The organism is Leptothermofonsia sp. ETS-13 (assembly GCF_049200465.1).
Lineage (GTDB): Bacteria > Cyanobacteriota > Cyanobacteriia > Leptolyngbyales > Leptolyngbyaceae > Leptothermofonsia.
The window spans coordinates 4,589,352-4,616,324 of sequence record NZ_CP120836.1 but is presented as its reverse complement, the minus strand read 5'-3'; the positions used below and the strand labels follow the sequence as shown (position 1 = coordinate 4,616,324).

Annotated in this window: 29 protein-coding genes; 16 read left to right on the top strand and 13 right to left on the bottom strand. The window is 49.8% G+C overall.

What is annotated here, in order from left to right; all coding sequences use genetic code 11:
- Positions 1–85: 85 nt before the first annotated feature.
- A complete protein-coding gene (lpxD, locus tag P4D80_RS21015) occupies positions 86–1,147 on the top strand; it encodes a UDP-3-O-(3-hydroxymyristoyl)glucosamine N-acyltransferase (protein ID WP_421655975.1) in 1,062 nt (353 codons plus the stop codon).
- Between the two features lie 85 nt (positions 1,148–1,232).
- On the opposite strand, the gene P4D80_RS21010 is transcribed toward lpxD, so the two are convergent.
- The 5 genes from P4D80_RS21010 to P4D80_RS20990 form a co-directional block, all read right to left on the bottom strand.
- Positions 1,233–2,204 carry an NAD-dependent epimerase/dehydratase family protein gene (locus tag P4D80_RS21010; RefSeq protein WP_421655974.1) on the bottom strand — a complete coding sequence of 324 codons (972 nt, stop codon included), beginning with the start codon at positions 2,202–2,204 and terminating at the stop codon, positions 1,233–1,235.
- A 6-nt stretch (positions 2,205–2,210) separates the two neighbouring features.
- On the bottom strand, positions 2,211–3,275 hold the full coding sequence (gene hemE, locus P4D80_RS21005; protein ID WP_421655973.1) for a uroporphyrinogen decarboxylase: 1,065 nt from the start codon (positions 3,273–3,275) through the stop codon (positions 2,211–2,213).
- A gap of 154 nt (positions 3,276–3,429) precedes the next feature.
- Positions 3,430–4,578, bottom strand: coding sequence for a hypothetical protein (locus P4D80_RS21000; RefSeq protein WP_421655972.1), 1,149 nt, complete (start codon positions 4,576–4,578; stop codon positions 3,430–3,432).
- A 147-nt stretch (positions 4,579–4,725) separates the two neighbouring features.
- Entirely contained in the window at positions 4,726–6,495 is a 1,770-nt protein-coding gene (locus P4D80_RS20995; RefSeq protein ID WP_421655971.1) for a polysaccharide deacetylase family protein, read from the bottom strand.
- The gene (locus tag P4D80_RS20990; protein ID WP_421655970.1) at positions 6,455–6,766 is read right to left on the bottom strand and encodes a hypothetical protein; all 312 of its coding nucleotides are present in this window, start codon (positions 6,764–6,766) and stop codon (positions 6,455–6,457) included. Before P4D80_RS20990 ends, P4D80_RS20995 begins: the two co-directional genes overlap by 41 nt.
- Before the next feature lie 163 nt (positions 6,767–6,929).
- Between P4D80_RS20990 and P4D80_RS20985 the strand changes: the two genes are divergently transcribed.
- Entirely contained in the window at positions 6,930–7,613 is a 684-nt protein-coding gene (locus P4D80_RS20985) for a phosphorylase (RefSeq protein ID WP_421655969.1), read from the top strand.
- 232 nt (positions 7,614–7,845) lie between these two features.
- Here the strand turns inward: P4D80_RS20985 and P4D80_RS20980 are convergent, their stop codons facing one another.
- Together P4D80_RS20980 and P4D80_RS20975 are read right to left on the bottom strand one after the other, a co-directional pair.
- Positions 7,846–7,989, bottom strand: a complete 144-nt coding sequence (locus tag P4D80_RS20980) for a hypothetical protein (protein ID WP_421655968.1) — start codon at positions 7,987–7,989, stop codon at positions 7,846–7,848.
- Positions 7,990–8,401: 412 nt separating this feature from the next.
- Positions 8,402–8,767: a single-stranded DNA-binding protein gene (locus tag P4D80_RS20975; protein ID WP_421655967.1), complete on the bottom strand. Its 366-nt coding sequence runs from the start codon at positions 8,765–8,767 to the stop codon at positions 8,402–8,404.
- A gap of 857 nt (positions 8,768–9,624) precedes the next feature.
- Between P4D80_RS20975 and P4D80_RS20970 the strand changes: the two genes are divergently transcribed.
- From P4D80_RS20970 to P4D80_RS20955, 4 genes are all read left to right on the top strand, one after another.
- A complete protein-coding gene (locus P4D80_RS20970; RefSeq protein ID WP_421655966.1) occupies positions 9,625–10,626 on the top strand; it encodes a rod shape-determining protein in 1,002 nt (333 codons plus the stop codon).
- Positions 10,627–10,732: 106 nt separating this feature from the next.
- Positions 10,733–11,521: a rod shape-determining protein MreC gene (mreC, locus tag P4D80_RS20965; RefSeq protein WP_421655965.1), complete on the top strand. Its 789-nt coding sequence runs from the start codon at positions 10,733–10,735 to the stop codon at positions 11,519–11,521.
- Positions 11,518–12,078 carry a rod shape-determining protein MreD gene (mreD, locus tag P4D80_RS20960; RefSeq protein WP_421655964.1) on the top strand — a complete coding sequence of 187 codons (561 nt, stop codon included), beginning with the start codon at positions 11,518–11,520 and terminating at the stop codon, positions 12,076–12,078. The genes mreC and mreD overlap by 4 nt, the downstream gene beginning before the upstream one ends.
- A 134-nt stretch (positions 12,079–12,212) precedes the next feature.
- The gene (locus P4D80_RS20955; protein ID WP_421655962.1) at positions 12,213–13,004 is read left to right on the top strand and encodes a hypothetical protein; all 792 of its coding nucleotides are present in this window, start codon (positions 12,213–12,215) and stop codon (positions 13,002–13,004) included.
- A 192-nt stretch (positions 13,005–13,196) separates the two neighbouring features.
- Here P4D80_RS20955 and P4D80_RS20950 read toward each other — a convergent pair whose 3' ends face one another.
- Positions 13,197–13,466: a hypothetical protein gene (locus P4D80_RS20950; protein ID WP_421655961.1), complete on the bottom strand. Its 270-nt coding sequence runs from the start codon at positions 13,464–13,466 to the stop codon at positions 13,197–13,199.
- On the opposite strand from P4D80_RS20950, the gene P4D80_RS20945 reads away from it, so the two are divergent.
- The 4 genes from P4D80_RS20945 (at position 13,457) to lexA (ending at position 17,785) form a co-directional block, all read left to right on the top strand.
- Entirely contained in the window at positions 13,457–13,855 is a 399-nt protein-coding gene (locus tag P4D80_RS20945) for a hypothetical protein (RefSeq protein ID WP_421655960.1), read from the top strand. The two genes, P4D80_RS20950 and P4D80_RS20945, sit on opposite strands and share 10 nt — an antisense overlap.
- 306 nt (positions 13,856–14,161) lie before the next feature.
- Positions 14,162–15,379 (top strand): methyltransferase domain-containing protein, encoded by a 1,218-nt coding sequence (locus P4D80_RS20940; protein ID WP_421655959.1) that lies wholly within the window; start codon positions 14,162–14,164, stop codon positions 15,377–15,379.
- 94 nt (positions 15,380–15,473) lie between these two features.
- Positions 15,474–16,943 carry a TIGR04283 family arsenosugar biosynthesis glycosyltransferase gene (locus P4D80_RS20935; RefSeq protein WP_421655958.1) on the top strand — a complete coding sequence of 490 codons (1,470 nt, stop codon included), beginning with the start codon at positions 15,474–15,476 and terminating at the stop codon, positions 16,941–16,943.
- A 227-nt stretch (positions 16,944–17,170) separates the two neighbouring features.
- Entirely contained in the window at positions 17,171–17,785 is a 615-nt protein-coding gene (lexA, locus tag P4D80_RS20930; protein ID WP_421655957.1) for a transcriptional repressor LexA, read from the top strand.
- A gap of 264 nt (positions 17,786–18,049) precedes the next feature.
- Here the strand turns inward: lexA and P4D80_RS20925 are convergent, their stop codons facing one another.
- On the bottom strand, positions 18,050–18,643 hold the full coding sequence (locus P4D80_RS20925; RefSeq protein ID WP_421655956.1) for a retropepsin-like aspartic protease family protein: 594 nt from the start codon (positions 18,641–18,643) through the stop codon (positions 18,050–18,052).
- A gap of 193 nt (positions 18,644–18,836) precedes the next feature.
- The gene (locus tag P4D80_RS20920; RefSeq protein WP_421655955.1) at positions 18,837–19,232 is read right to left on the bottom strand and encodes a hypothetical protein; all 396 of its coding nucleotides are present in this window, start codon (positions 19,230–19,232) and stop codon (positions 18,837–18,839) included.
- A 748-nt stretch (positions 19,233–19,980) separates the two neighbouring features.
- Between P4D80_RS20920 and P4D80_RS20915 the strand changes: the two genes are divergently transcribed.
- The 3 genes from P4D80_RS20915 (at position 19,981) to P4D80_RS20905 (ending at position 22,034) form a co-directional block, all read left to right on the top strand.
- Positions 19,981–20,628: an AAA family ATPase gene (locus P4D80_RS20915; RefSeq protein WP_421655954.1), complete on the top strand. Its 648-nt coding sequence runs from the start codon at positions 19,981–19,983 to the stop codon at positions 20,626–20,628.
- 65 nt (positions 20,629–20,693) lie between these two features.
- Positions 20,694–21,302 (top strand): hypothetical protein, encoded by a 609-nt coding sequence (locus tag P4D80_RS20910; protein ID WP_421655953.1) that lies wholly within the window; start codon positions 20,694–20,696, stop codon positions 21,300–21,302.
- A 27-nt stretch (positions 21,303–21,329) separates the two neighbouring features.
- On the top strand, positions 21,330–22,034 hold the full coding sequence (locus P4D80_RS20905; RefSeq protein ID WP_421655952.1) for an ROK family protein: 705 nt from the start codon (positions 21,330–21,332) through the stop codon (positions 22,032–22,034).
- A gap of 355 nt (positions 22,035–22,389) precedes the next feature.
- Here the strand turns inward: P4D80_RS20905 and P4D80_RS20900 are convergent, their stop codons facing one another.
- The 3 genes from P4D80_RS20900 to P4D80_RS20890 all read right to left on the bottom strand — a co-directional run bounded on the left by P4D80_RS20900 (position 22,390) and on the right by P4D80_RS20890 (position 24,848).
- Positions 22,390–23,127 carry a hypothetical protein gene (locus P4D80_RS20900; protein WP_421655951.1) on the bottom strand — a complete coding sequence of 246 codons (738 nt, stop codon included), beginning with the start codon at positions 23,125–23,127 and terminating at the stop codon, positions 22,390–22,392.
- Between the two features lie 82 nt (positions 23,128–23,209).
- Positions 23,210–23,821: a nucleotidyltransferase family protein gene (locus P4D80_RS20895; RefSeq protein ID WP_421655950.1), complete on the bottom strand. Its 612-nt coding sequence runs from the start codon at positions 23,819–23,821 to the stop codon at positions 23,210–23,212.
- A complete protein-coding gene (locus P4D80_RS20890) occupies positions 23,811–24,848 on the bottom strand; it encodes an XdhC family protein (RefSeq protein WP_421655949.1) in 1,038 nt (345 codons plus the stop codon). The genes P4D80_RS20895 and P4D80_RS20890 overlap by 11 nt, the downstream gene beginning before the upstream one ends.
- 330 nt (positions 24,849–25,178) lie before the next feature.
- On the opposite strand from P4D80_RS20890, the gene P4D80_RS20885 reads away from it, so the two are divergent.
- The 3 genes from P4D80_RS20885 (at position 25,179) to P4D80_RS20875 (ending at position 26,892) form a co-directional block, all read left to right on the top strand.
- Positions 25,179–25,361, top strand: a complete 183-nt coding sequence (locus P4D80_RS20885; RefSeq protein WP_421655948.1) for a hypothetical protein — start codon at positions 25,179–25,181, stop codon at positions 25,359–25,361.
- 186 nt (positions 25,362–25,547) lie between these two features.
- The gene (locus tag P4D80_RS20880; RefSeq protein WP_421655947.1) at positions 25,548–25,883 is read left to right on the top strand and encodes an alpha-amylase family glycosyl hydrolase; all 336 of its coding nucleotides are present in this window, start codon (positions 25,548–25,550) and stop codon (positions 25,881–25,883) included.
- Positions 25,825–26,892, top strand: coding sequence for an alpha-amylase family glycosyl hydrolase (locus tag P4D80_RS20875; RefSeq protein ID WP_421655946.1), 1,068 nt, complete (start codon positions 25,825–25,827; stop codon positions 26,890–26,892). Before P4D80_RS20880 ends, P4D80_RS20875 begins: the two co-directional genes overlap by 59 nt.
- The last annotated feature ends 81 nt before the right edge of the window (positions 26,893–26,973 follow it).

Sequence of the window (26,973 nt, the reverse complement as noted above, 5' to 3'; positions counted from 1 at the left end):
GCTGATAGCTATTCGCCCTTCTCAAGTCAGGCCGCCGTTCGAAGTAACACGGATACCTCTTTTGCCGATCGCCTAACCACTGACAATGAAATTTAGCGAACTGGTTGAAAAACTGAGCTCTGTCAATTCCCAATCTCTGCTGTCCCATGGGAAGGAGGATCTGGAAATTACTGGCGTTGCGCCGATTGATGTCGCTGCTCCTGGCAGTCTCAGCTATATCGATGGTGGAAAATTTGCCTCCCAGGTTCAGACGACAAAAGCCAGTGCATTAATTCTGCCAAAGAATTTAGCGCTTCAGGCTCAAGCGACAGAGCGGGGAATCGCCTGGATCGAAGCGAAGGATCCCAGACTGGCGTTTGCGCAGGCGATCGCCCTCTTCTATCAACCCTTCAAACCGGCTCCTGCAATTCATCCAACGGCGGTGATTGATCCTTCGGCAACGATCGGGCAGGAGGTTGCGATCGGGGCCCATGTTGTCATTCAGGCAGGGGTCACAATTGGCGATCGCGTCTGCATCCATCCCAATGTGGTGGTTTATCCAGGAGCACAGGTGGGCGATCGCACAACCCTCCATGCTAATTGTGTGGTTCATGAACGGGCCCAGATCGGAGCCGATTGTGTCATTCACAGTGGCGCAGTTATTGGCTCCGAAGGCTTTGGCTTTGTGCCCACGCCTGAAGGCTGGTACAAGATGGAACAGTCCGGTCGGGTCATCCTGGAAGACGGAGTTGAAGTGGGTTGTAACTCAACCATTGACCGCCCCGCCGTTGGCGAAACCCGTATTGCCCGCAACACCAAACTCGATAACCTGGTCCACATTGGACATGGCTGCCAGATTGGGCAGAACTGTGCCTTTGCTGCTCAGGTTGGCATGGCAGGGGGTGTCAGGATTGGCAACCGAGTCTTCTTAGGAGGGCAGGCAGGGGTTGCCAATCAAGCAATGATTGGGGACGGAGCGCAGGCAGCCGCCCAGGCAGGTATTCACTGTAATGTTGAGCCAGGAGCAATTGTTTCCGGCAGCCCCGCCGTCCCCCACCGGGTTTATCTCAAAGCATCAGCAATCTACGCCCGCCTGCCAGAGATCTACCAGTCCCTGAAACAGATTCAGCGACGCTTGTTAGAGCAGGGTGAGAGGGTAGATGGGTAATGGGGCAGAGGGGTGAGAGGGTAGTTGTTGGTTGTTAGTGGTTTTCCACTCCATCACTTTCCCCACCCATCCACTCCTGAAAACCCTACCTTCTTCTTTTCCGTCTACGCCCTACTCCGCTAATTTTAAGGACATCAGTGAAGGTGGCACAGTAGGTGGGTAAACCAAAATCTTCTGGGCTCACCACACGCTGATGGGTGAAGTGGCGGTAATTCATAGAGAAGCGATCCCAGGCCGCCATCCGAATGCGAAACAGGCGGATGATCAGGTTGGCTAACTTGGGCGTTAGCGGAATCCGAAAATAAATGCGTTTATTCAAGTAAGCACAGGACTCTTCGATCGCCTGATTCACCGTCACCATCTGATTGCCCAGAACTAACTGGTGGGGTTCATTCTCGGCGGGGGGGTGATCAATTAGGTGGCGCACAATTTGAGCGATATCTTTACCGTGGATGAAATGGAAACTGGCATCGGTTTGTAAAAAACGGAGTAACCACAGCCACTCTTCTACCTGGGGAATGCCGGAAGAAATGTGGGAGTAGGGCTTGTTAGCATCACCTCCCAGCAGTAGGGTTGGAAACAATGTGGTAATGCGGGGGGCGATCGCCAGTTTAGAGAGTTGCTGGTAGCACAGATATTTGGAGCGAATGTAATCCGTTCCAATCTCACCCGCTTCTTGCAGGAGTTGATTCTGGCGATCAAGAATGCTGGCTGTTGAAAAGTAGATGACTTGCTCACATTTCTCTGGATCGAGCAAGTTCATCAACTGAAGCATTTTGACGACGTTGATGTCATAGACTTCCTGTGGCCCTCCCCACGCAGTTGCAATCAGTACTGCACCATCCATTGTTTTGAGCAGTGAACTAAACCGCTCAATTTCCCGCAGATCCGCTTGCAGAACTGTGATGCCGGGGCGCGCCCTGTAGTCAACCTTGAGCTTTTCCGGGTTTCTAAGCAGCAGATACAACTCGTGGTTAGTTTCTTGAATCAAGGCTTCGACCACATAGTGACCAATACAGCCACTCGCGCCAGTCACGAAAATCCGCTTGGATGTCATCAGGAGTTAAGCATGAACAGCCAGTAACTGATCGGTCTGCTTGCCAATTTCAAAGAAATAGGCGGCATTTTCTTCGGGAGTGTTGGGTAGAATACCATGCCCCAGATTGAGAATATGTTTGTGACCGCCTGCTTTGCGAATGGTGTCGAGGATGCGATCGCGGATAAACTCCCTGGAACCAAACAGGGCAGAGGGATCCACATTCCCCTGTACCCCAAGGGTAGAACCCAGACGACGGCGAGCATCTGCCATATCGACTGTCCAGTCAACGCTGACAATATCCACCCCAGACTGCCCCATCCGTTCCAAAATTCCAGCGCTGCCATTGATGTAAAGAATCAGAGGCGTATCGGGATGGGTCGCCTTCACCTGCTGTACTACGCGCTGCTGGTAGGGAAGGGCAAAGGTGTCATAGTCCTGTGGGCTGAGTTGCCCTGCCCAGGAATCAAACATCTGCACAACCTGAGCGCCCGAATCAATTTGGTAGCGAACATAGACGGCGATCGCATCCGCTAGCTTCGCTAAAAATTGGTGTAGCATTTCTGGCCGACTGAATGCCATGCCCTTAATCAGAGTGTAATCCTTGGAGCTTTTGCCCTCGATCGCGTAAGCTGCCAGCGTCCAGGGAGCCCCAACAAAACCTAACACGGTAGCACGGTTACCAACCTCCCGCCGTAGGGTTTGTAGGATTTCCCGAATAAATGGCAACGAAATTTCCGGCTCTAACGAACGAAGCTGGTTAATCTGCTCCAGGCTACGAATGGGTGGGTCAATCACAGGCCCCCGACTTTCAACAATATCAAAGGGAATCCCGATTCCGGGTAAAGGTGTCAGAATGTCAGAAAACAGGATTACCCCATCCGGCTGGAAAGCTCGGAACGGCTGCAATGAAATTTCAACAGCCAGATCGACATTTTCAGAACGCTCCCGAAAGGAAGGATACCGGTCCCGCAACTCCCGGTAGACCTTCATATAACGTCCAGCCTGACGCATCATCCAAACAGGAGGGCGATCCAATACTTCACCACGCGCAGCCCTTAGCAAATAGGGAACCTGGGTTGACCCGGTCATCTAACGTCATCCTAGAATTTTTAGTGCATTTGCTAGCTTACCATTCCAGGATGACGGTTTTACAGGCACTGCTGAATCTGGTTAGGAAATAGATACTGCATGCTCGATAAAACCTCCGAGGTTTGCCCAAGCCCTAACCTCAAAACTTTTCCGCTCATTTAACTAAGCACACCCCCCCAATTGACAGTGTACAGGCGGGAGCAGGCTTCTGAGCTGGGTCCAGATTGCCCGTTGTGGCATTGTAAGTATACTCGCCAGCACGAACCAGGCGGTTGGGGTTAGCGCAGTAGATGTAGCTTTGATTGTTTTCTGGAAAGGCAACCACGACTAGATTGGTTCTGGCCGCAGGGCAGCCATCAAGCACTGTGAGACCGTACTCAGTTTGTAGTAGTTGCCGTCTGCTGTCGCTAGCGGCGATGGGAGAAGGAGAAGGTTGGGGAGTGGGTTGGGTTGTTATCGGAGCCCCCGTTGTAGGGGATAAATCGTCTGTAGTGACGTTATAGCGGTAGGTTCCGGCTTTGATAAAGCGTGTCGGGGTAGCGCAGTAAGTATAATCTTTCCCATCTTGAGGATCGGTTATGGTAATCTGTGCGACTGAAGTTGCTGGGGAAGGGCAGCGCTCCAGCACATTGACCTGTAACCGTTGAGCCAGCAATTCGCGTCGAGAATCGACCAGGGTGATGCGCTTAGTGGTGTCATCGTAGGTGTAGACGCCTGCTTCGATGTCGCGGGTGCACCGTTCCTCGTTGCCAATCTTGATGCGGGCCACATTGGGTACGCCGCAACCGATGATTCTAAGGCGTAAAACATCAGTCATCACCTGGTCTGCTTGAGAGGTTGGGGTGGCGGTTTTGGGTGTACTCAAGCCATCGATCGCCAAAGTGTATCGTCCCCGCGTGTTGCTCCCTCCCAGTACCAGAAGTCGATAGGTTCCTGTTGTGGGAGCTGTGTACCGGAGGATGTTGGATGTATTGCTAAAGCCTACCTGTCTGCCGTTGGGATGAAATAGCACCAGAATCGGTCTGAGAGCACTGCCGTCTTCTGGATCAACCGCAATTTCAATATAGTCACCCCGTTGAGCCACAAAAGTATACTGAATCCCACGAGCGTTTTGGGCAGGAGTTCCCTTAACGGTTGTATTTCTGAAGGTAAAGGTAGGTGAAGTATTTTGAACATACCCGCTGATGTTGTCTCCATCTTTAAGCACCGTCTGAGCACTAGAAAAGTTGGTGACCGCACCTACTACCATCACTGTTGCGGCAACTGCCGCGGCAATCTGGCTAAAACATTGACGTGGAACCATTGCTTCTAATCTCCGCAAGGACAAGCATCTCGAAGACCACTGTTGAAATTCAGTGCTCAGATAGAAATATACACAGAAATGGACATCACCCTCCTTTTGGCAGAAGGTGAATGCAGTATACCCAGACTGGTAGACTTTCTAACTTTGCTAAAGTTCCCAGGAGTTAGAAATAGAAGCATCCGCCAGAGTGTCCTCGGAGTCGCTGTTTAATCCTTCATCGGGATTGGGAACTTGATTCAGGGTCGGTGCAGCGAGTGGATTTTCCTGGGGCGTTCCCATCGCTTCTCCCGGCGCTGGGTTAGCGGCTGGTGCTCCCATTGGATTGGGTTGAAAATCAGAGGTATTACTCTCGTTAACGCCTGGAGTGAGACTATTTGGCGTCAGGCTGTCTGGAGTGGGGACCTCTGTGGGCATTGCGGATGAATTTTGTTGAAACTGATTGAAGGTATCTGCCCCTGGTACCTGGTTGGGGTCAGTGGTGGGCACGATCGCTGGATTTTCCTGGGAACCACCAGCGCCTGTTTCATTCAGGCTGGGCTCAAGGAGGGACGGATCGGTGACGTTACTCACCGGTGGTTGAACAATAGTTTCGTCTTTGGCTTGTAGAGCCAATAACTCTGGGACAGTGACAAATCGGTATCCCTGTTGTTTCAGGGCGGTGATGATTTGGGGAAGGGCCTGCACGGTTTGGGTGCGATCACCCCCTCCATCATGCATCAGCACAATGCCCCCCGGCTGTGCCCGACTCAGCACATTGTCCACAATGATGGGCGCAGAAACATAATAATCATCCGACTCGGCAGACCACATGGTAATGACACTCTTTTGATTTTTGGCGTAGGGTGCCATCGAGCCTTCGAGATTGCCGCCTGGCGGTCGAAATAAATTAGTGTGCAAGCCTGTGGTTTCATAAATCAGCCGCGCCATGTTGTTAAATTCCTCTGCGGCTGTGACTTCATCCACGTTCTCCATAATGTGCCGCCAGGTATGGTTACCAATAGCGTGGCCATCAGCGACTACCTTGCGGGCAATTTCTGGGTTTTTCTGAAGCGCCTGCCCCACCCAAAAGAAGGTCGCCTTGATGTCATTTTGCTTGAGAATATCCAGCACCTGCTCTGTGGTGTTTTCCCAGGGGCCATCATCGAAGGTCAGGGCAATGACCTTTTCCCCATCGGTGGGTTTTACCTGATACACCACCTTTCCGGCAAACTGGTCGGCGACTGTTTTTTGCACCAGTTCTTGCTGAATGCTTTGTCCCAACACTGCCAGGCTACTTTCATTGGGCACGTTAGAGGGAGTTCCTGCCCGCAGTTGCCCCTTGGTGGAGGTTTGGTCGGTTTGCTCGACGACGATCGCGCTAGAGGTCATCGCCGCTAAAGTCTGCTCGGCCGCATGTTTGCCTGCCAGTTCCCAATACAGTAACCAGTAGCACAGAAAGAGACTCGCCACCGTTAAACGGCTCACCATAGCCGATCGCATGATCTGGAATCGAATCCAGGCCGCTCCCCGGCGGGTGAGGGTGCGCAGGGGGCTGGAGCTTTGGGGATGGCCCGGTTTGCGCAACTTTTCCCGATTGGCTGGAGTAACAATCCGCACTGACTGTTTCCAGAGGATGTCAGATTCCCCAGCAATGCGGGCAATGATCCGGACATCCCGGATCTTTTCTGAGTTCAACGTCCAGAGGCGATAGCAAATAAAACGCACTAAATGCTTCCGCAGTGCCATGTAAAACTCCCGGCGTCGGGGCTGTTTGAAATCAACCAGGATATTCAATTGCCCAGAGCGGCTGGGGGTGGCGTGAATATAGATGCCATAGGGACCCAGCAGGCTGTTAATCCAGAAGGCGATCGCCCGAAAATTTCCTTCCCGCGCCAGTTCAAGAATGGAGGGTCTGTATAATGCGAGTGAATTGCTCATTCCTTCCTCTAACACCAACTAAGCCAGCAAAAACCACGAGACTGCCCAGAACGCTGTCAAACTCCCGCCTGGCAACCTCTTTGTACAGGTAGTGCATATCTCGCATACACGTTAGCTCAGGAATGCCAAAGTGAAGCAATTTTTTGAGATAGGGGTGAATGGGTGGATAGGTGGATGAGTGGATAGGTGGATGAATTCTAAATTGCTCCAATCCCTGATCCCTGGCCCCCAATCCCCAATCTCTGACTTCTATAGCTCTACGCGGTTGCATTAGGACATTGGAATTAGAGAGGAGTGGGGGGCTTCGCCCCTAGCCAGGGGTTCCACCCTTGCACCCCATCCTAACCATAATGACTACCACTATAATTCCTGTCTCCTGACTTCCTTCTTCCTTCCTCCTTCTCTAACAACTAACAACTTCTCTCCCGCCACTAATGCCTCGCTCGACTTTTCCAATACAAATCATTCTTGTTCCGCAGGGAATAGAGTACCGGGCGGTTTGTCAGGGGTTGGGGAAAGTTGCTAATCCGCCCAGGGTACTGCCAGTTCCTGTCGGGCCTTTGTCTCTCAATCGGTATTTGGAAGGGTTGTATCAGGATGGATGTTTTGCTTACCCGGCCAGTATTTTGATGATGGGATTATGCGGTAGCTTGTCTCCCCAATATGCTGTTGGCGATATTGTGCTTTACCGAGAATGCTTCTATCACTCTCTACCCCCTCTTCTTTGCGATCGCCCCCTCACCTCCCTCCTGCGACAGAAACTGGGTGAGCAGATACCTTTGGTCAAAGCGCTGACAAGCGATCGCGTAGTCTGTTCAGTTGCAGAGAAGCGATCACTCTCCCTTTATGCCGATGTAGTGGATATGGAGGGCTACGCAGCCCTGAAATTCTTTCAGCAGGTGGGGATTGCGATCGCAACCCTGCGGGTTATTAGTGACGACTGCCATCACGATCTTCCAGACCTGTCAGCGGCATTCGCTTCAGATGGAAGCCTTCAAATACTACCGCTAGGACTCAGTATGATCCGCCAACCCATCGCAGCTACTCGGATGATTCAAGGTTCTCTACAGGGGCTGAAGGTTCTACAGACTTTAACCAGTGCCCTGTTTACAGTGTGACCAAACAAAAATCAGGAGAAATGGCACCAGCGAAAACTAAAAGCGGCATACTTGGTGTTGCAACCGACATTGCACCTTTGAAGGATCCCATAAGGAATTCATTTAAAAGCATAGCTTTTACAAGGCTTTGGGCAAAGGGGGTGTGGTATTAACAACGAGTTGATAGCGCAAAACCTCGATCATCTGGACATTGCTGCTGGATTGGTAGACGAGGTAGAAATTGTAGGATAGGTCAATAGGCACTTAGGCGAAGACTAGGGGAGCGGATTAGTCCAGGAGTGGTGGTAAAAGCGATGATTTTGAATGGCTTAGGGTTGGCATCAACATTGGCTTGAGGCTTGCCTAAAAGTTTGGCATCGAGCGTCAAAGTGCCCATGCGGATGGAATTTCCTTTGCAGTTGAAGGGTCGTATGAGGAACCAGCGTTAATCGAGAGTGCTGTGCCATTACTCATCACCCTGACCTATGGGTACTCGCGAGATCATCGTCCCGACCTGAAGCAGTTTGTGATGAACCTGGTATATTCTGATGCAAGAGTTTAAGTCTTAGTGGAACTTTGCAAGGTCATATTTTGCTAATTCTGCCCTCTATAGTCAAGACAATTTGGGGCAGTCGTCAGGGATACGAGGCATTGCTGAAAAGCAGTATGAATCGAAACAAAGTTTTGAGCATACAGTACCTATTTCATACCCAAGTTCAGCAAAACCCGAACATGGATATCATATTTTACCTGGATTCTACCTGGTGCAACCTGGAAAGCATACTTTCCTGAGCTTGAGAATACTCACCTTAAAACTCATCATCATAACCGTTGTTGCTCATTTCAGCGCCGTTGTCACGACGAGAGCCCAGCAACTCCAACCGTTCTACCCGAATGACCGGCTTGTTGCGGTCTGTTCCAGTGTTGCGGTCTTTCCAATAGTCAAACTTAAGAGAACCGCTCACACCAATTAAGCTTCCCTTCCGCACATAATTGGCAGCCACTTCAGCTTGCTTACCCCACAATTCTAAATTGAACCAGTCTGGTTGATCATTATTGCGAGACACCCGATTGACTGCTAAAGTAAGGTTGCATTTTACAGTGCCAGACTCAAAATATTTCACATCTGGCTCTCCACCCACTCGACCGACCAAAATTACAGAATTAAGACTCATACTCGATTCCCAATACCCTATAAAGTTTCTAGGCATTACTGAATTTTGGTATGAAGTTACTGAATTTAGGCATGAAATAGATGCTGCATGCTCAAAACCTCGTTTTGATTCATATTGCTTTTCAGCAACACCAAGGTTCTAAATAAATTTCAATTTTCAATTTACTTTAGCATTCTCCCGTTCACCTCCACTCACATAAAAGTTCATATTAACAGTCTGGATTATGAGAAGGAACTCCGCAGGAACGCTTTCTCACTTAAAAAGCCTTTTCATCTCACAACAGATTCAGAACCGCTGTGGTAGCACAAGGGTGCTATACCATTCTATGGAGACGGTGAAAATGTTTTCTCGTAAGTAGGTAGTCATAATTAATTTCTGTAGTCATAATTAATTTCTAAAGAGGAGATTGGGAGCTGTGCTCCAGGCAGGGGACTTCACCCTTCCACCTTAATTACTCGAAATTATCTTTTTAATTGCACCTAGCTACTTATGTGCGTTAATGTCATCCCACTCCCTATTCTCCACGCCCTACTCTCTCCCCAACAAGACGCCCTTACTTAAACAAGAATCACAATCCAAAATCTCTGTATTCTACAACGCTACTAGACTTCAAACATTAAACATAAAAATAACCTATCAACTTTTCGACTTTTGATTAGATTCCCTCCCTGACCTTAATTCAGGAATCCTTTATTAGCATCCAAGTAATCTTTTATTCAGAGGGTTAAGCTCCTCGCTAGACGCGCGATCAAAAACGTAATAAAATCCAACTTTGATTGCATTTGCGGTTTAGTATTCAGGTCATTCTGGCGTAGAAGATAGTGGGCTTTTTCAGGCGTTTTTCCCTTTCGCGGGATATGGGTATTGACCTTGGCACAGCAAATACGTTGGTTTACGTGTCAGGTAAAGGAATTGTTCTTCAGGAACCTTCTGTAGTAGCGATTGACCAGGATGCAAAAGTGCCATTGGCCGTTGGGGAAGACGCGAAGAGAATGTTGGGGCGTACTCCTGGAAATGTCGTAGCCCTACGCCCCCTTAGGGATGGGGTCATTGCTGACTTTGATACCGCCGAACTCATGCTCAAGCATTTTATTGCTCGTGTTCATGAAGGTAAAACGTTGGTTTCTCCCCGGATTGTGATTGGCATCCCCAGTGGGGTGACGGGGGTAGAACGTCGGGCTGTGGAAGATGCGGCAAAAGAAGCAGGCGCTAGAGAAGTTTATTTGATTGATGAGCCAGTTGCCGCTGCGATTGGGGCGGGTTTGCCAGTTGCCGAACCTACAGGCAACATGATTGTAGACATTGGCGGCGGTACCACCGAGGTGGCAGTGTTGAGTTTGCAGGGTACGGTACTGAGTGAATCGGTCCGGGTTGCGGGAGATGAATTGAATGAGTCGATCGCCCAGTACATGAAGAAAGTTCATAACCTGGTGATTGGCGATCGCACCGCAGAAGAAATCAAAATCACGATTGGTTCTGCCTACCCCGTCGAAGATGACGCGATTATGGAAGTGCGTGGGTTGCACCTGCTTTCGGGACTACCCCGCACCGTTACCGTAAAAGCTCCCGAAATCCGGGAGAGCATGTCCGAGCCGCTGGCCGTGATTGTGGATGCCGTAAAACGCACCCTGGAGCGCACCCCCCCGGAACTGGCCGCTGATATTATTGATCGCGGTATCATGCTGGCAGGTGGCGGCGCCTTGCTAAAAGGCATCGATACCTTAATCAGCCACGAAACGGGAATTGTGGTTCACGTTGCCGCCGATCCGCTCAGTTGTGTGGTGTTGGGAACCGGACGGGTGCTGGAGAACTTCCAGCAACTGCAACGAGTCTTCAGTAGCCGTTCGCGTAATTATTAATACCGCTTGCGGTTTTGGAGGGTTGAACTGTTAACATTCACTACCCCGCTTCCTTTTGGAAGTCCTTGATCGAACCTGAGTCTGGCTAACCTCGCAAATTCCTCAAATGTTTACCCTGCGTCGCTGGTGGGAACGGCATCGACTACAGATTATTCTGGCAAGCCTTGCCATTGGTTCCGCAATGTTTATTCGCCAGACGGAAGCCAGGTTTCTGTTTGAGACGTATCAGTTTTTGACCCGCCCCTTTCAACAGGCTCCAACTCAAAAGGCTCTGTTAGAAAATGCCCAGTTCCGGGAACTGCAGCAGCGCCTGACCGACCTGGAAAGCCAGAACCAGCGGTTGAAGGAGCTACTAGGTTACGTTTCCCAGCAAGCCACTCCGGGAATCCCTGCCCCCGTTGTCGGGCGTAGTGCTGATCACTGGTGGCAGCAGGTGATCTTGGGGCGTGGCCGTAAAGATGGGGTAAAGGTTGGGGATGTAGTCATGGCTCCGGGTGGATTAGTAGGCCGCGTGACCAATGTAACCTCCCACACAAGCCGGGTTTTACTATTAAGCGATCCCTCTAGCCGTGTGGGTGCAACCATCAGCCGCAGCCGCTTTATGGGTTTTGTCCGAGGGCAATCCACTAACCGTGCCGTAATGGTCTTTTTTGACCGGGTTCCCGATGTGCGGCGTGGTGATGTGGTCACCACCTCTTCCTTCAGCCAACTGTTTCCGGCGGGTTTGCCCATCGGACGGGTAGAGTCCGTAGACCTGAATAAGAGCCCAGCACCTGAAGCGATTATTGAGTTTTCGGCTCCAGTCAGTTTTCTAGAGTGGGCAGTCATTCATCCCCATGTACCCCATCCTTACTCCACTATTCCCAGCAACGAGGAGCCCAACCCTGAGCTATGAAGAGCGAACCCCTCAGTCGTAGCTGGCAGGACCATCCCCTTTCCCGACTGTTGATTAACTGTGCAGTGACGGTTGGGTCAGTGTTACTCTGTCTGTTGATTTTGCCCACTCGTCTGCCGGGGATGGAATTGGCGGGAATTGGACCCAACTGGTTGTTGATCTGGGTAGTGGCATGGAGTGTTAAGCGCACCATGCTTCAGGGAGCTCTGGCGGGATTGGTGTTGGGGTTGATTCAGGATGGAATGACAGCGCCTTCGCCCACCCATGTGTTTAGCCTGGTAGTAGTCGGTGTTTTGACCGCCCGCCTGCGCAAAGAACGGTATCTTCAGGAAGACTTTATCTCGGTCGCGCTGATTGCCTTTGGAATGGCGGTGCTGGCAGAGACAGTGACCGCGATTCAGTATAGCTTCCAGGGCGATCGCTCCCTGGTTGAGATCTGGACCTACCATCAACTAATTGCTCTCAGTTCAGCTATTCTCAGTAGCCTCTGGGCACCTGTACTCTACTTTCCTCTTAACCGCTGGTGGGAATATATGAGCGAATTGAAGGTGCTGTAACTTCCCGCAACTGCTTTAGAACTTTTGCCATAGCGTAACAGGTTTCCTTCAATTTCAGCTATTTTAGTGATGTCCCATACTGAATTAGGGGAATTCTAGAGATAGATAGACTTTAGGCAATCAAAATCACTTCTATGTCAACCCCCATCTTCTTAGTAGATCCCTGGTTGGCTCAAACCTCTAGTAAACCCGCTAAACCCAGAACGACGACAACGGAGCCTGCTAAGCCAGCCACTTCCGAATCCAGTCCAATCTGGATGTACTCTACGGGCGGACTGGCTGTGCTGCTGCTTGCCCTGGGCATCCTCTCCAAGCTAAGCATGGATAAGGTCAGGAAACAGCTTAAATTTGAAACCTTTAAGAACCGGGAACTTCAGAAAAAGCTGAAATACGCCGTTGAAACTATCGGCAAAATGGAGCGCAACCCTGACCTGATCCACTCCCGTGAATTTAACCTGGATTACCTGCGGATGCGGATGGAAGAAGAAGTCTTTCACTTTGCTATCTTGAACCAGATCAAGATTAAGGTCAAAGATAAAATTGCTATCGCACTGCGACCCAACCAGGGGCATCAGGGTGAGATTGGGATTGCCAGCACTGGACGGCAGATTGATGAGATTTTTGATGTGGAATACGAGCCTGGAGAAATGCCAAAAGGAACTAAGCGAGTTCTGTTCCGGGTGCAAATCAAAATCTTCAAGCTACCTACTCAACCCACTTCTGTGACAATTAACCAGATTATTGACTGCATGGAAACCTTCCTCAGTCCAGCTGGTGAAAATGACACCTGGCAACCCACCATTCAGGGACGCATCGCCAACATGCACTGGGACCAGAAGGCAAAACCCACACCACTGCTGGTTCTGGAACAAACCCAGGAAGGTTCCAACGTCACCTTTAGAACAACTCGCATGGCTCATAGCTAAAGGAATTGATTTTCCCGCTTCTAAGCAATTTTGTACTTGAAGCCATCCCCATCCCTCTACAGTGCGGAGAGAAGTTTTCAAAACCTCCTCCCACCCTGCAAACGGGTTGATTTCTCCATAGAATTGTTTGTTCAGAGAGCAGCTGGAGAGTTCATATTCCACCCCTGCATCCCGTCCTAAACATAATAATGACTACCGCTGTACTCCCGCTCCGCTAGATATTGACTCCTGACCTTGATAGGTGCATACGGTAACAGCTTTCCTATCTTCTACCGCCGGACTGAAGGGGTAATCTACCTCAGGAGCGAACTTATTTAGAGTTTGTGCTATAGACAACAGTTCCAGCGGAAGCCATTGCCAGTCAATAAGCTGTGCGATCGCCTCAACCCAAACTCTAAGAGCTGTCTTACCCTGAAAGATATCACTCGTTAGAAGCCAACCTGGGTTAACCCATGAAAGCAATTGGATTCATTTTCTCTACCCTACTTCTGCTAGCAACCCCTACCCTTGCTGCTGACTATCAGGGAAGAACCCTTGACGGCAGAAAGCTAACCGCAAAAGTGTATTCCTACAACACGGGAGGTGTTTATGATGCCCAGGTCGAGTTTAAGGGAGACTTAGCCACTATTTACTTTGCCAATGGTGGGCAACTCCTCATCCGGCTCAATCAACGCACCATCACTGACCCCAGCAACATTCTCGGTTATGGCAGAATTGGGCAAATTCCCCTCGGTCGTTCTCTTGGGGTTGGCCTCCGCTCTGACAATGGCTTAACGGGTGGTTTGACCCTTAGTGCAGGACGGTTGGAAGACTTATGGCGAATCAATCTGATCACAGGTGAGGGGAGATGAGTGGATGGGGGATGAGCAGATGGGGAGATGGGGGGATGAGTTCTTTCTTCTTCTACATGAAGCCACTCCGACTCTCCCCCACCTCTCCCTAACGCGGCTACCGTGTCATTGGCCGTTATCTCGTTGCCCGGCTCCCGCCTAGCCATGTCGATTAGAAGCTCCTGCTTCCCGTGTTGGTTCAGAGAAAGGGGGGGTGGGGGTTTTGCTTTCCACCCCTGCACCCTGTCCTAAGCCTGGTGGCTATAGCTATAATCCAAATCTCCAGGATACACGTATATTCCAATAGCTCTGACTTGAGGAAAGTGAATGGCCGAGATTTCAATCAATGAACTGGAACCCCTGCCCCAGACACCCGTTACCTACGATATTGAGCAAGCTGTTTTGCAACGTTATCAGGCGGTAGCACATCAGCCCGAGGCGGCACTCTGTTGCCCAACCGATGGCTACGATTCTCGCTATCTGGAAAATCTGCCATCAGAAATTATCGAAAAAGATTATGGTTGTGGCGACCCAACCCGCTATGTGGCCATTGGTGAAACCGTCGTAGACCTTGGCTCTGGTGCGGGAAAAAACTGCTACATTCTGGCGCAGAAGGTGGGTGCAGCAGGCTGTGTAATTGGTGTTGATTTTAATGATGAAATGCTAACGCTGTCTCGCAAGTACTTAGATGAGATGGCAGAAAAATTGGGCTATCGAAATGTGCAGTTTGTCAAGGGAAAGATTCAAGACCTGGCCCTGAACCTGGATTTAGCTCAAGCGTGGTTAAATCAAAATCCCATTACAACAGTTGATCGGATCGCAGCCTTTGAAACCGAATGTACGCGATTGCGTCAAGCACAGCCGCTCATTGCCAGCGACAGCGTTGATGTTGTGATTTCAAATTGTGTTCTGAATCTAGTTCGTCCTCAGGATAAACAACAACTGTTTCAAGAAATCTATCGCGTGTTAAAACGGGGAGGTCGAGCTGTAATTTCCGATATCGTGTGCGATGAAGACCCAACCCTTAGGATTTTGAATGACCCCGAATTGTGGAGCGGTTGCATCGCTGGAGCATTTCGGGAAGATGCCTTTCTGCAAATGTTTGAACAGGCAGGCTTCTACGGGATCGAAGTTTTGGCGCGACAGGAAGAACCGTGGCAGGTGATCGATGGCATTGAGTTTCGCTCAATGACTGTGCGAGCCTTTAAGGGAAAGGAAGGGCCCTGTTGGGAACGAAATCAGGCCGTGGTTTACAAAGGACCCTGGAAAGCGGTGCAGGATGATGATGGGCACACTCTGTATCGTGGACAGCGAATGGCAGTTTGCGACAAAACATTCACAATCTACACCAACCCAAACGGTCCCTATCACCAAGAGATGATTCCTATTCATCCCCATGAGGAAATAGCACCAGAGTCAGCCACTGTGTTTGACTGCACCCGTGATCAAATTCGCTCCCCACGTGAAACGAAAGGGGTAGAGTACCAGGTTACGCAAACAGATACCAGCAGTGCCTGTTGCAGTCCTAACAGTAGTTGCTATTAAACGTTAGCTGCAGGACGGGCAAGCAACCCTTGCTCATTGAGGCTAGAAGCCGAAAGATTGGTAAAACCCCCGTGCCCATCCAGAGGATCTGGTGATGGAATGGGCACGGGCCAATTCATCTATAGCTTTACGAGCTTTACGCATGCTGGTTAGAACCAGAAGGTGTGGAAGCGGTGCCCCCACAGCAGGGGTTCCCTCCTGCACCCCATCCCAATCCAAACGCTTATTGCTATCAATTTTCTACCACATGACTACCTCCGATCGCCTGATTATTTTCACTCGTTATCCTGTACCGGGTGCTGCAAAAACCCGTCTCATACCGGCACTGGGGGCGGAGGGGGCAGCTGAGCTACACCGAACAATGGCGGAGTATACCCTGGCTCAGTCGAGGGTGTTGCAATCTTCTGATTCCGTCACGTTAGAAGTCCGCTTTGATGGAGGAAGTGCCATTGCGATGGAGGCGTGGTTGGGGAGTGGGCTGCGCTATCAGTTGCAGGGAGAAGGGGATCTGGGCGATCGCCTGATTCGAGCTTTCCAATCTGCATTTGATGAGGGTGCCACCTCGGTTATCATCATTGGCACCGATTGTCCTGAGTTAAATGCACCCTTGTTACAAGAGGCATTCAAACACCTTCGGCATCATAATCTGGTGCTGGGTCCTGCTGTGGATGGCGGGTATTATCTCATTGGTTTGCGTTCTCCTGTACCTAAACTGTTTCAGCAAATTGCCTGGAGTACAGCAACCGTGTTGCGTCAAACAGTGGAAATCGCAGAACGACTAGGATTAGCGATCGCTTACCTGCCCACCCTTTCGGATGTTGATTATCCAGAAGATTTGCCGATTTGGGAAAAGGTTCAATCCCACCTCCCTTGCCCCACTCCAGTCCCCCTACTCAACGAGCATGAACTTCATTCATTGATAAATAAGTCCACAATCTCACTCTCAATCATCATTCCAGTCTTGAATGAAGCCAGGAATTTACCAGAAATTCTGAATACCGCCAGAACCACCAGCAACACTGAAATCATTGTGGTAGATGGAGGCAGCAAAGATGATACCCCCGCAGTTGCCACTTCGTTGGGAGCAAAAGTGATTCATACCTCGCCCGGTCGTGCCCATCAAATGAACCAGGGTGCAAAGATGGCTGCTGGAGAAATTTTGCTGTTTTTGCACGGAGATACCCAGTTGCCAGCTAACTTTGATCAAATGATTTACCAGACCCTGAGCCAACCTGGAGTGGTAGCAGGAGCATTTGAACTGAAAATTGGCGGAAAAGGTTGGGGACTAAGGGTGGTTGAATGGGGTGTCAGTTTGCGATCTCGGCTGCTGCAACTACCTTACGGCGATCAGGCACTCTTCCTTAAAACCTCTGTGTTTCAAAAAATCGGCGGATTTCCAGAACTTCCCATCATGGAAGACTTTGTTCTGGTACAACAGCTGCACCTGCTTGGCAAAATTGCGATCGCCCCTGCACCTGTTGTCACCTCCGGTCGTCGCTGGCAAAGATTAGGTATCTGTAAAACAACACTCATCAATCAACTGGTAATCCTAGCCTATTTTTAAGGGATTTCTCCCCAGGCGATCGCACGATGGTATCGCTGCCTTTAGCTGACCATCCCCCTGTAGCTGACCTGGAAAATAAACCCCTCGATTCCTCCAACTACTATCTGACTCCCTGTTTTGATTGGTGGCGCTGTACGTCGTTCATAATGGCTACTTATAACCTAAAAAATTAGATCCAGACAATACAATTGAACTATAATACGAACAAACTATGAGGTGGTGGAAGCATGGCTCCCCTTAAACGGCTTGAGCAAGAATTGTTTGACTGGATTGTTGAATATAACCGAGAACATGGACACTCACCCACCATCCGCCAGATGGTTGACGCAATGGGTCTTAAGTCCAATTCGCCAATTCAAAATCGCCTGCAAAGACTGAAGGAAAAAGGTTATATTGCCTGGGAAAAAGGCAGAATGAGGACTGTGCAAATCCTCCATAGCTTTGATCAGGGGGAAGGCATTTATGTACTTGGTACGATCTCCGCTGGTGGTGTTGTCGAATCCTTTACAGAGCATGAGCCCGAGCTTCTAGACGTACCCGCAAAGTTGAGAAAGCCCGGAAACTACGCCCTCCGGGTCATCGGTGACAGCATGATAGACGCCCACATCTGCCCGAATGATATTGTCATCCTGCGTCCTGAAACCGATCCTCGGAACTTGAAGCCAGGCAGCATCGTAGCCGCTAGAGTAGAAGGGGAAGGGGTTACCCTTAAGCATTTCTATCAGAAGGGCAAACACGTCCGCCTGATGCCTGCAAACCCAAACTACCGACCAATTGAAATCGAAGATGCATCGCGAGTTCAGATCCAGGGAGTTCTGATTGGAGTGTTTAGGAATTACTAGAGAGGCAAAATTTACGCATTTTGCCAAAGCCTTGGAGGTTTTAACTTAAAACTGCACTTCATGACCCACATCGGTACTTAAACCTCTGAGGTTTGCGTAAGCCCTGAGAGGAAGAAGCCAGGAGCCAGGAGTCAGAAGGGGTTAGGGATAAGGGGCTGGCGGCTAAGAGTGTTGGTTGTTAGGGAAGGGTAGGGTCATTACCTCTTCACCGGGTAGACTGTCCTACTACTTGACCTCAACTTATGATTATCCGGTCGACTATGATCATCGGGTATAGAACTCCACCACATACTGCTTAATTTTTACGTCGTAGCGATCGAAGAAATCATGTCCAAGGAGACCAATATTAGTCTTATCGGCGATCGCCACTTCCACGTTCCGTACTTCAGCCCCACTGACTGAAATAGACTGAACCCGCGCCATCGGTAGCGCAATCACCCGACCATCCGCCATCTCAAACTCGCCTAACCCGGTAACCGGCAACTTCAAAGCTCGCGCCATATTGCGGGTAATCAAAGTGCCATCTGCTCCAGTATCAACAATCATTTCAAACGTCTGCTGATTGTTGAAAGTGACATCAATTACTGGAGTTTTGCCCATGCGGTACTTAATCTTTGCCTGAAATACGCTGCTAACTACATTAGGAGTCCCTGAAGAGGTTGGATTGCTCCGAGTAGAGGGTTTACTAACACCACAAAACTTGTCAAGGCTGACTACTCGTCCAGAAGACGTAACCATGTAGCAATTGTCATCTTGAGCGGTTGCATCTGAACCTGGTAGCAGAACCGTAACCCCTGATGCCATTACCATCAAAGCCAGATTAGCCAACGATAGCAGCCGAATAGAACCTTGTTTCACCTTGACTCTCCCTGGATTGTGCAATTGCCCGATTGTTAGAAAAAATTTACCCTTCATTGTCAGAAATCTTTCCCTTTTTAACAGAACTCCAGGGGCAATCTCTTTAAATCTCTTTCTGGCACAACATTGCAGGTGAGCAATGTCCACCTTCCCTGAATTTAAGCGATCGCAATATTAATTTTTGGATAAGCCCTTAACGCCGACGAACAGGACCATTGTAATTAACAACCGTTTTCCACCCATTGATGGCAACTGTGACCACGCTCTCGATTGTGGGAGCCGCACCCGGAACGCCGCCATAGAATGTGAACGTCACAGTTCCATCCGGATTTTCAACAAAACGGGTTTTCTCAACTGAACCATGCATCAGTGCTTCGGCTCGATAGTACCTGAGGCCACCATTTCTTTCTTCCGCAGCTTGCCGGGCATAATTTTTGGCTCGATTCAGATTAACGATGGTGTTGCGATAAACAACAGTTGTAGTTTGAGTTCTTCGTTCAATGGTTTGGTTGTTGCTCTGAGCAAAAGCAGAAAAAGATGTAAGTGTGATAGCAGTCAAGGTGAGACTGGCAAGGAGTAACTGATTCATGGCGTTTCAACCTATTTAAGGGTGGTTTGAAACATTTCAGACGGCAGCGATTCAGGGAGGAGCATCAAACTACCTGTGCTGTTTCTTAAGACATACCCAGTTGGGGAAGGAAAAAGTTTAAAGATCGGGGCAGCATTTCTGAGACACACTCCTATACAGATCAGACCATGAAGCTTTTTGGAGAATAATCATCATCGTTCAACCTACAATCTCAGTTTACCCAGCCAGCCGTTTGTTCAAACATTCACACTCATCATGCCATCACCTTTTCACCCTCCATGCCCACTAACACTAAATAGATATATGGCTGTCGCCAGGTTGCTTAGGACATTGGGTTTAAGGGGGTGTGGGGGCTAGAAGATTTGACCCCCTCCACCCCCAATCATTCTTAATTTAATTGCGTCTGGCTACTGATTGGCTCTCTTGAGGGTTTGGTTATAAGTGCAATTTATCCCAGGTAAAATCAATATTCCAGGTTTTTTGTTTGGTCTGAAAGCATAGCTTACGCCACTCTTTCACTGGCAAACCGGGGGAACTTCACTATTACCGCGCCCGATTAATATAGCTCTACGCAGGAGCGTTAGGACATTGGAATTAGAGAGGGAGCCCCAGCCAGGGGTTCCACCCCTGCACCCCGTCCTAACCATAATGACTACCGCTATACCTTCTGTTGAGATTCGTTCGACTTCTACTGGCGAATTTTCAATAACGCGGTATAGTCAAGCCGTGGAACTGTGAGGAGTCATCTATGAAGTCGTCCCATCCAAACAAAATCCTGGTCGTCTTGAACGGCAAAGGGGGGGTGGGCAAAACGACGACTGCCATCAACCTGGCAGCCACTCTCTCCGAAAATAACCGCGTCCTACTGGTCGATGCCGATCCCCAGGGTTCTGCAACCTGGTGGGTCGAACGGGGGAACAAAGCAATGGGATTTGATCTGGCCAAGGAAACCGATCCCACCCTCCTGAGGAAGCTACGGGATTTGGATAACTACGAAGTGGTGGTGGTAGACACTCCCCCAGCCCTTGACTCCGATGCCCTGGCCGCCGTTGTTCCCGCTGCCGATTACGTTGTTTTGCCCACACCACCCGCCCCTATGGATCTGGCCGCCCTGATTGAAACTGTGCGAGAAGCGGTGATACCTCAGCAGGTTGCCCATCGAGTTTTGCTGACACGGGTTGATCCACGCAGTTTAAATGAAGCGTTGGAAGCTCAGAATACCCTTCTGGAACTGGGCATCCCCGCCTGTAATGCGTTTATTCGAGCCTACAAAGCCCATGAAAGAGCGGCACTGGATGGGGTTGCCATCAGTCAGTGGCGCGGCAAGAATTCGCGAGAAGCGGAGGCAGACTACCGGCGAGTTGTGGAGGAAATTCAGAGGGATTGGAAGAGGTGAAGGAGTAGGGAGTAGAGTGGAAGAGGGTTGTGAATGGCCAATGATTTACGGAAGTGGAGGCAGGTATGGCGAGGAAACGATTATCAGACTTGCTGCGCGAGGAAGCACAAAAGTCTACCGATGGTGAAGCAGAGGGAGCTTCGGTTACCAGTAACGGAAAGCGGAGAAGTACAGCCGCTGCTCGCTCCCGCAAACCTGCTGAGCAATCGCCCGCCCCATCTAAGCCTGTAGAATCGGCTGAAGCAAACAGATCTGGCAGGGAAGAAGAGCTTGATGAGTTGAAAGCTGCCCTGGAGCGATCGCAAGCACGAGAAACCACCCTCCAGCAGGAACTTGCCACCTTACAATCAGCACTGGATACCCAGGAAGCATTAGTGAAAACGCTAAAGTCTGATCTGGCAAAGGTCGATTCGCTCAAAATCGAATTGGAACAGGCGAAGAAGGCAGCCCTCCAGTTGGCAGAAGAAAACACAAAGCTGCGAGAAGAACTGCACTCTGTCCAGACACCTCAACCGCGGGCTGACATTTCTACCCCCACTGTAGAACCCAGCACGGCTCTGGTGCAACGTGAAATACTTGTCCAGCGTCAGGCTGAATCGCTGAATCATCCCATTTTTCCATCTGGGGATTCACCGGGGCGGCTATCAGACCAGGATTTGGGATGGGTTGATTAAACAGGCAATCTTGAAAGATCAGAATCTATGGCTGCAAAGAGTAAGCACACCCAAACACTCGCGGTGGATATTGGTGGCAGCGGCATCAAGGTGATGGTGTTGGACGAAGACGGCAACCCACTGACGGAGCGAGATCGCCTCAATACGCCTAATCCTGCTAAACCTGAGCCAATTATCGATATCATTCGTCAACTGGCCGCAGGCAAGGAGTTTGACCGGATCTCTGTTGGTTTTCCGGGGGTTGTCAAAGAAGGAGTCATCTACACGGCAGCCAACCTTGATCCAGACTGGCTCCGATTTGACCTGGCAGGTACGCTCTCCTCCCGTCTGGAAAAACCAGTGCGGGTGATTAACGATGCAGATATGCAAGGACTGGGATCCATCGCGGGTCAAGGGGTTGAATTGATGATTACTCTGGGAACCGGACTTGGCTCAGCCCTTTTTGTGAATGGCCGATTGGTACCCAATCTGGAAATGGGGCATCACGAATTTCGTAAAGGTGAAACCTACGAACAGCAGTTGGGGCGGGAAGCCCTGGATACGACTGGCAAAAAGAAATGGAATGAACGGCTACTGAGGGCGATCGCGGCTTTGGAACGGCTGTTCAATTACGACACCCTCTACATCGGTGGCGGCAACACGAAATTTATTACGGTGGAGTTGCCGTCTAAAGTCAAAGTTGTACCCAATATTTCCGGTTTACTGGGCGGAATTGCTCTGTGGCGTGAGTAAAGGACCATTTCGTAACTATGCCCGTACTGACTCAGGCCACAGTTCTTCTAGCTCAGATGGCAACATACCGACAAAGAGGCTTCAGAGCACCAAGCATTAATACATTAGCCAGGATTCTTCGATCACCTTAATCACGAATCCACAGCTTAACTTCTGTCTTAGAGCAGATTGATTGTTCTGTAGCTCTACGCGGGTGCTTTAGGACATTGGAATTAGAGAGGGAGTAGGGGCTACGTCCCTACTCCCCAACTTGGTAGACCAGCTTAAAAATTTCACAATGTTTGTAGTTCAGGCTTTAACCTGATTTAAATGAAGTCGTCATTGACCATGGTTTACTAGAAGAATTCTTGCTACTCTACTTCAACAATCGGTAGATGGTGCTGGGTCCTCCGTAAGAACCATTGAAGTCGGTATCAGACTCCCAGCGGAAACTGGCTCTAGAAGAAGAATTTGACAGTACCGTCTTGCAACCATCATCCAGCCCCACTCCAATGTGAGCCTCGCCGTAAGCGACCACCAGATCGCCTGCTCTTGCCTCTTCTCTGGAAACTTCTATCCCTCGCCCATTACGCAGAGCTTCTACCAGCGAAGGGACGTAATTGGGATTTTCGCCGAGGGCGGGGATACCTGCTTTTGCCAGTACTCGATTGAGCGACCAGGCACAGGCGTTGTTGCCTCCATCGGGTCCATCCATCGTACACATGCCCAGTAGCTTTTCAGCTGCTGTTGCGATCGCCCGGTTAAAATCACCCTCTGCTTCTACAACATCCCCACGACTGCCCCAAATTTCATCAAAGTAAACTCCCGCCGTTTGTGGTCCAATCATCCCCTGATAGAGGCCACTATTGTTCAGGTGGTGTTTTTCCTTGAATGCATTGACTCCAGCCTCTGAGAGATCCAATCCTCGCTCTTTGCAAAGTTGGAGAAATGCACTCAGCGTTCCCGGACCGATCACCCCCGGATTCCCCAGATTCAGCCGCTGCTTTAACTGGTTGACTTCCTCAACCGGCAGATTCGATAGAATTGCAAAGGCATATTTCTCTTCGGTCGATAGGGTGCTGGCATCAATGTTTTCAATCGTGGCAGTAGACATCGTTTTGATTCGAGTGACGACCTTAACAAAAACATATCGCCAATCAACTAAACAAACAGTCCTCCAAATAGAAATTTAACGTTTAGGAGAAATAACGTAGAAGAGCTTCTTCATAGCATTCAGGAGTATTCAAATCCATCAGAACGTCAGCCGTCTTGAATTCGACATACTGAATGTGTTCGCTAAACATTTGCATAACCTGACGCAATCCTAGGGTCTCTTCGCTCAAACAGTCCAAAGATATCCAAACCGCCGTTGAAAAGACCAGGGGATGCCCGATGCGTCCTTGATAAGTGGGTGCTGTAACAGGCGCATTCGTTGACAGGTGTGCCTGCAACAATGTTTGATAAATCCATTGGGAACGGGGTTGATCCACTGCAACAATCATCAACGCTTGAAAATCTCTGGGAATGTGCTTTAGCCCGGCCAAAATCGAACTGACTTTTCCAGTCTCCGGGTGGGGGTTAATGACAACCTGACACTTTATCAACCCGGTTTGCTGTCGGGCATTGTGTGGTCCAAAAACAACTACTGGTGTAATACCTGCCATTAGCAATTGCTCAACCTGGTAAGAAAGCAAAGTGGTACCGTTCAACCAGGGTAATTCCGCTTTGCATCTTCCCATGCGGGTTGAAGCTCCAGCCGCAAGGACGATCGCCCAGGGTTTACTACTGCTGTGCGGACTATTGGGCATATTCTGATGGAATTGAAGGAGTGGATGAGCCGTTGGCGGATTGTTTGGGCAGATGGATTCGCTCGGAAAGCGATCGCCCCGTTCCTCCCCGCCGCACTTTGATCAATTCGGCGCAGATGCTGATGGCAATCTCTGCGGGAGTTAAGGCACCAATATCCAGACCAATTGGTGCATGGATCTGCTGAAGAAGATTTGTTGCCTGTAATGCCCCTATGGACTGTTGTAAGGTGTGAAAAACGGTTCTAACTCGTTTTTCACTACCGATCATGCCAATATATTGAGTGGAACGTCCCATCAGAATTTGCAAAGCTTCCAGATCATAGGTAAGGCCGCGTGTGACCAGTGCCACATAAAGTTGGGCAATTTCTGGCAGGGATTGGAGCGCTTCGGCAATCGGCTTTGCCAGAATGCAACTAGCGTCAGGAAAACGTTGGCGATTGGCAAACTGAGGGCGATCGTCTTGCACGATAACACGAAAGCCAGCGATATGAGCTATCTGCGCCAGAGAAACTGCACAGTGACCGGCTCCAACAATGAGTAGAGTTGGAGGAGGAATGAGGGGTTCAGTGTAGGAAGGGGGGAGTGGGAAATAGGGAGTGGGAGGGGGGGAGAGTTCTAAATAAGGCGATCGCGAATCCTCAAATGGCATTACCAGCACTGCCGTTTGTCCTAACTCTAAACATTCAACAATCTGGCTGACAAGTGCAAGGGCTGGTTCCCCCTGCCAGCGCTCTAACCAAACCTGCATTACTCCGCCACAGATTCCTTGGGTTTCCCGTTGGGGGGCTCCAGAGAGATCAATTTCCGTTAAATGTTTCTTTCCAGTTACCAGCACCTGATGAGCCTGGTCAATCACCTTGGCTTCTCCTGCACCGCCACCAATCGTGCCAATGATTGTCCCATCCGAACACACTACCATTTTCGCACCCACTTCCCTGGGGACCGATCCTTTAGCATGAATGACTGTCGCCAGAACAATCGGCCCTTGTCGCAGGGCACAAACCATTTGTTGATAAAACTCAAGCATATTGTTACTCCAAAGGTATTGCTACCTCGCCCAACTAAGTAGCTAGGCACAATTAAATTAAGGATAATTTCGGGAGTAGAGGGGGTTTCACCCCCTCTACTCCCTTGACAATTAATCATGACTACCTACTTATTCCTGTTTATAACTCGTAGCTTTCGCTACAGTTTCGCTACAGTAAAGTCTCTGGGTCAACTCCAAACTCTCGCAATTTCATCAGTAAGAATTCCTTGTCGCTCATCTTCTGCCTGTCGTTGAGCCTGTTCTACTGCTTCGCCCACTCTTCATCAGAAATTTGAGCATTACTGAATCTGGGTATGAAATGGATGCTGTATGATTGAAACTTCGTTTCGATTCATGCTGCTTTTCAGCAAAACCCGCGATCGCCCATCTGGTTCTTGTCACCTGCAATCAACCAGACTTTGCCCTGCTGCTAGAGTTAGTAGTGGGAAACTGGACGAGATGGGGGCTATCGTATTCACGGCTATTCAGAGCAACAACTCTCCCACAGGTTAGGTTACATCTCGCAACATTGCCTGTACCCTGGGCAACTGAAGCGCTCAAACCAACTCATGCAAATTCAAACACCTGATTGGGTTAAACACGCGGTTTTCTATCAAATCTTTCCCGATCGCTTTGCCCGCAGTCAGCATCCCCATAAGAAGCTGTTGAAAAAATGCAACGTGGGAAGAGTGGAATGCGATGCCCACGCTTCAGGGCTACAAGGGTGGCGATCTGTGGGGCGTCATCGATAGGCTGGATTACTTGCAGGATTTAGGGATCAATGCCATTTACTTCACTCCCATCTTTCAATCCGCCAGCAACCACCGCTACCACACCCACGATTACTACCAGGTTGATCCGATGCTGGGCGGTAATTCTGCCTTCAAAGATCTGCTGGATGAAGCCCATCGGCGCAATATTAAAGTGGTTCTCGATGGAGTGTTTAACCATTCCAGTCGGGGCTTTTTCTTTTTCCATGATGTGCTGGAAAATGGCCCCCCACTCTCCCTGGGTGGACTGGTTCAAAATTCATGACTGGCCCTTGTCGCCGTACAACGGAGAGTTCCCGGCCAATTATGAGGGTTGGGCTGGAAACCGGGCACTACCGGTGTTCAACCACGACAATCCAGAGGTGCGGGAATACATTATGGAAATTGCCGAACACTGGATTAAGTTTGGTATCGATGGTTGGCGACTGGATGTGCCATTTGAGGTGAAAGCTCCCGGTTTCTGGCAGGAGTTTCGCGATCGCGTCAAAGCCATCAACCCGGAAGCCTACATTGTGGGCGAAGTGTGGGGCGACTCGCGGGAATGGCTGGATGGTACCCAGTTTGATGGGGTGATGAATTATTTGTTTGCAGCACCGACGATCGCATTTACGGCAGGCGATCGCGTTGTCATGGAACAAGTTCAGGATCGCTCCTACCAACCCTACCCCCCATTGTTTGCAAAAGAGTATGCTGAAAAAATTCAGGAGCTTTTGAACCTGTATCCGTGGGAGATTCAGCTAACCCAGTTGAATTTACTGGCAAGCCATGACACCGCACGGCTGATTACGATTGCAGGGGGTGACAGAGCCAGCGTAGAACTCGCAACGCTGCTGCTACTCACATTTCCCGGTGCTCCCAGTATTTATTACGGCGATGAAGTCGGCTTACCGGGAGCTTTGGATCCCGATTCTCGCCGGGGCTTTCCCCTGGAATCGGATTGGGATCGAGAAATTCTTGACTATCACCGCAAACTCATTTCCCTGCGTCATGCTTATCCTGCTTTACGAACAGGGGATTATCGAGTTCTCTTTGCTGAAGTCACAATGTATGTGTTTGCCCGTGTTTTAGGCGATAAGGAATTGCTGGTTGCTGTAAATATTGGCACTGCTCCGGCCAAAGCAAGTGTGATTCCAGCAGCGGTGGGGCTGAAGTCTCGATTTAACCAGCAGTTATTTGGCCCGGCTGAATTTGAATGGAGCCAGGATGCGGAGGGTGCCATTTTACAAATCGCTTTGCCACCCCGAAGTGGCTGCATTTTGCAACATTTTTCTTAGCTAAACTGTTGTATTATAGCTCTACGCAAGTGCGTTAGGACATTGGAATTAGAGAGGGAGTGGGGGCTTCGCCCCCTACCA

What these genes read in the sequence shown, in the direction of transcription:
- P4D80_RS20940 (WP_421655959.1), top strand. Translation starts at nt 14,162, where the DNA reads ATGGCCGAGATTTCAATCAATGAACTGGAACCCCTGCCCCAGACACCC.
- P4D80_RS20970 (WP_421655966.1), top strand. Translation starts at nt 9,625, where the DNA reads ATGGGTATTGACCTTGGCACAGCAAATACGTTGGTTTACGTGTCAGGT.
- P4D80_RS20990 (WP_421655970.1), bottom strand. Translation starts at nt 6,766, where the DNA reads ATGCAACCGCGTAGAGCTATAGAAGTCAGAGATTGGGGATTGGGGGCC.
- P4D80_RS20985 (WP_421655969.1), top strand. Translation starts at nt 6,930, where the DNA reads ATGCCTCGCTCGACTTTTCCAATACAAATCATTCTTGTTCCGCAGGGA.
- P4D80_RS20935 (WP_421655958.1), top strand. Translation starts at nt 15,474, where the DNA reads ATGGAATGGGCACGGGCCAATTCATCTATAGCTTTACGAGCTTTACGC.
- P4D80_RS20910 (WP_421655953.1), top strand. Translation starts at nt 20,694, where the DNA reads ATGGCGAGGAAACGATTATCAGACTTGCTGCGCGAGGAAGCACAAAAG.
- P4D80_RS20880 (WP_421655947.1), top strand. Translation starts at nt 25,548, where the DNA reads ATGCCCACGCTTCAGGGCTACAAGGGTGGCGATCTGTGGGGCGTCATC.
- P4D80_RS20900 (WP_421655951.1), bottom strand. Translation starts at nt 23,127, where the DNA reads ATGTCTACTGCCACGATTGAAAACATTGATGCCAGCACCCTATCGACC.
- P4D80_RS20995 (WP_421655971.1), bottom strand. Translation starts at nt 6,495, where the DNA reads ATGAGCAATTCACTCGCATTATACAGACCCTCCATTCTTGAACTGGCG.
- P4D80_RS20955 (WP_421655962.1), top strand. Translation starts at nt 12,213, where the DNA reads ATGTCAACCCCCATCTTCTTAGTAGATCCCTGGTTGGCTCAAACCTCT.
- P4D80_RS20885 (WP_421655948.1), top strand. Translation starts at nt 25,179, where the DNA reads ATGATTGAAACTTCGTTTCGATTCATGCTGCTTTTCAGCAAAACCCGC.
- P4D80_RS21010 (WP_421655974.1), bottom strand. Translation starts at nt 2,204, where the DNA reads ATGACATCCAAGCGGATTTTCGTGACTGGCGCGAGTGGCTGTATTGGT.
- P4D80_RS21000 (WP_421655972.1), bottom strand. Translation starts at nt 4,578, where the DNA reads ATGGTTCCACGTCAATGTTTTAGCCAGATTGCCGCGGCAGTTGCCGCA.
- P4D80_RS20945 (WP_421655960.1), top strand. Translation starts at nt 13,457, where the DNA reads ATGAAAGCAATTGGATTCATTTTCTCTACCCTACTTCTGCTAGCAACC.
- lexA (WP_421655957.1), top strand. Translation starts at nt 17,171, where the DNA reads ATGGCTCCCCTTAAACGGCTTGAGCAAGAATTGTTTGACTGGATTGTT.
- P4D80_RS20980 (WP_421655968.1), bottom strand. Translation starts at nt 7,989, where the DNA reads ATGGGCACTTTGACGCTCGATGCCAAACTTTTAGGCAAGCCTCAAGCC.
- mreC (WP_421655965.1), top strand. Translation starts at nt 10,733, where the DNA reads ATGTTTACCCTGCGTCGCTGGTGGGAACGGCATCGACTACAGATTATT.
- mreD (WP_421655964.1), top strand. Translation starts at nt 11,518, where the DNA reads ATGAAGAGCGAACCCCTCAGTCGTAGCTGGCAGGACCATCCCCTTTCC.
- P4D80_RS20915 (WP_421655954.1), top strand. Translation starts at nt 19,981, where the DNA reads ATGAAGTCGTCCCATCCAAACAAAATCCTGGTCGTCTTGAACGGCAAA.
- P4D80_RS20875 (WP_421655946.1), top strand. Translation starts at nt 25,825, where the DNA reads ATGATGTGCTGGAAAATGGCCCCCCACTCTCCCTGGGTGGACTGGTTC.
- P4D80_RS20975 (WP_421655967.1), bottom strand. Translation starts at nt 8,767, where the DNA reads ATGAGTCTTAATTCTGTAATTTTGGTCGGTCGAGTGGGTGGAGAGCCA.
- lpxD (WP_421655975.1), top strand. Translation starts at nt 86, where the DNA reads ATGAAATTTAGCGAACTGGTTGAAAAACTGAGCTCTGTCAATTCCCAA.
- P4D80_RS20920 (WP_421655955.1), bottom strand. Translation starts at nt 19,232, where the DNA reads ATGAATCAGTTACTCCTTGCCAGTCTCACCTTGACTGCTATCACACTT.
- P4D80_RS20895 (WP_421655950.1), bottom strand. Translation starts at nt 23,821, where the DNA reads ATGCCCAATAGTCCGCACAGCAGTAGTAAACCCTGGGCGATCGTCCTT.
- P4D80_RS20905 (WP_421655952.1), top strand. Translation starts at nt 21,330, where the DNA reads ATGGCTGCAAAGAGTAAGCACACCCAAACACTCGCGGTGGATATTGGT.
- P4D80_RS20890 (WP_421655949.1), bottom strand. Translation starts at nt 24,848, where the DNA reads ATGCTTGAGTTTTATCAACAAATGGTTTGTGCCCTGCGACAAGGGCCG.
- hemE (WP_421655973.1), bottom strand. Translation starts at nt 3,275, where the DNA reads ATGACCGGGTCAACCCAGGTTCCCTATTTGCTAAGGGCTGCGCGTGGT.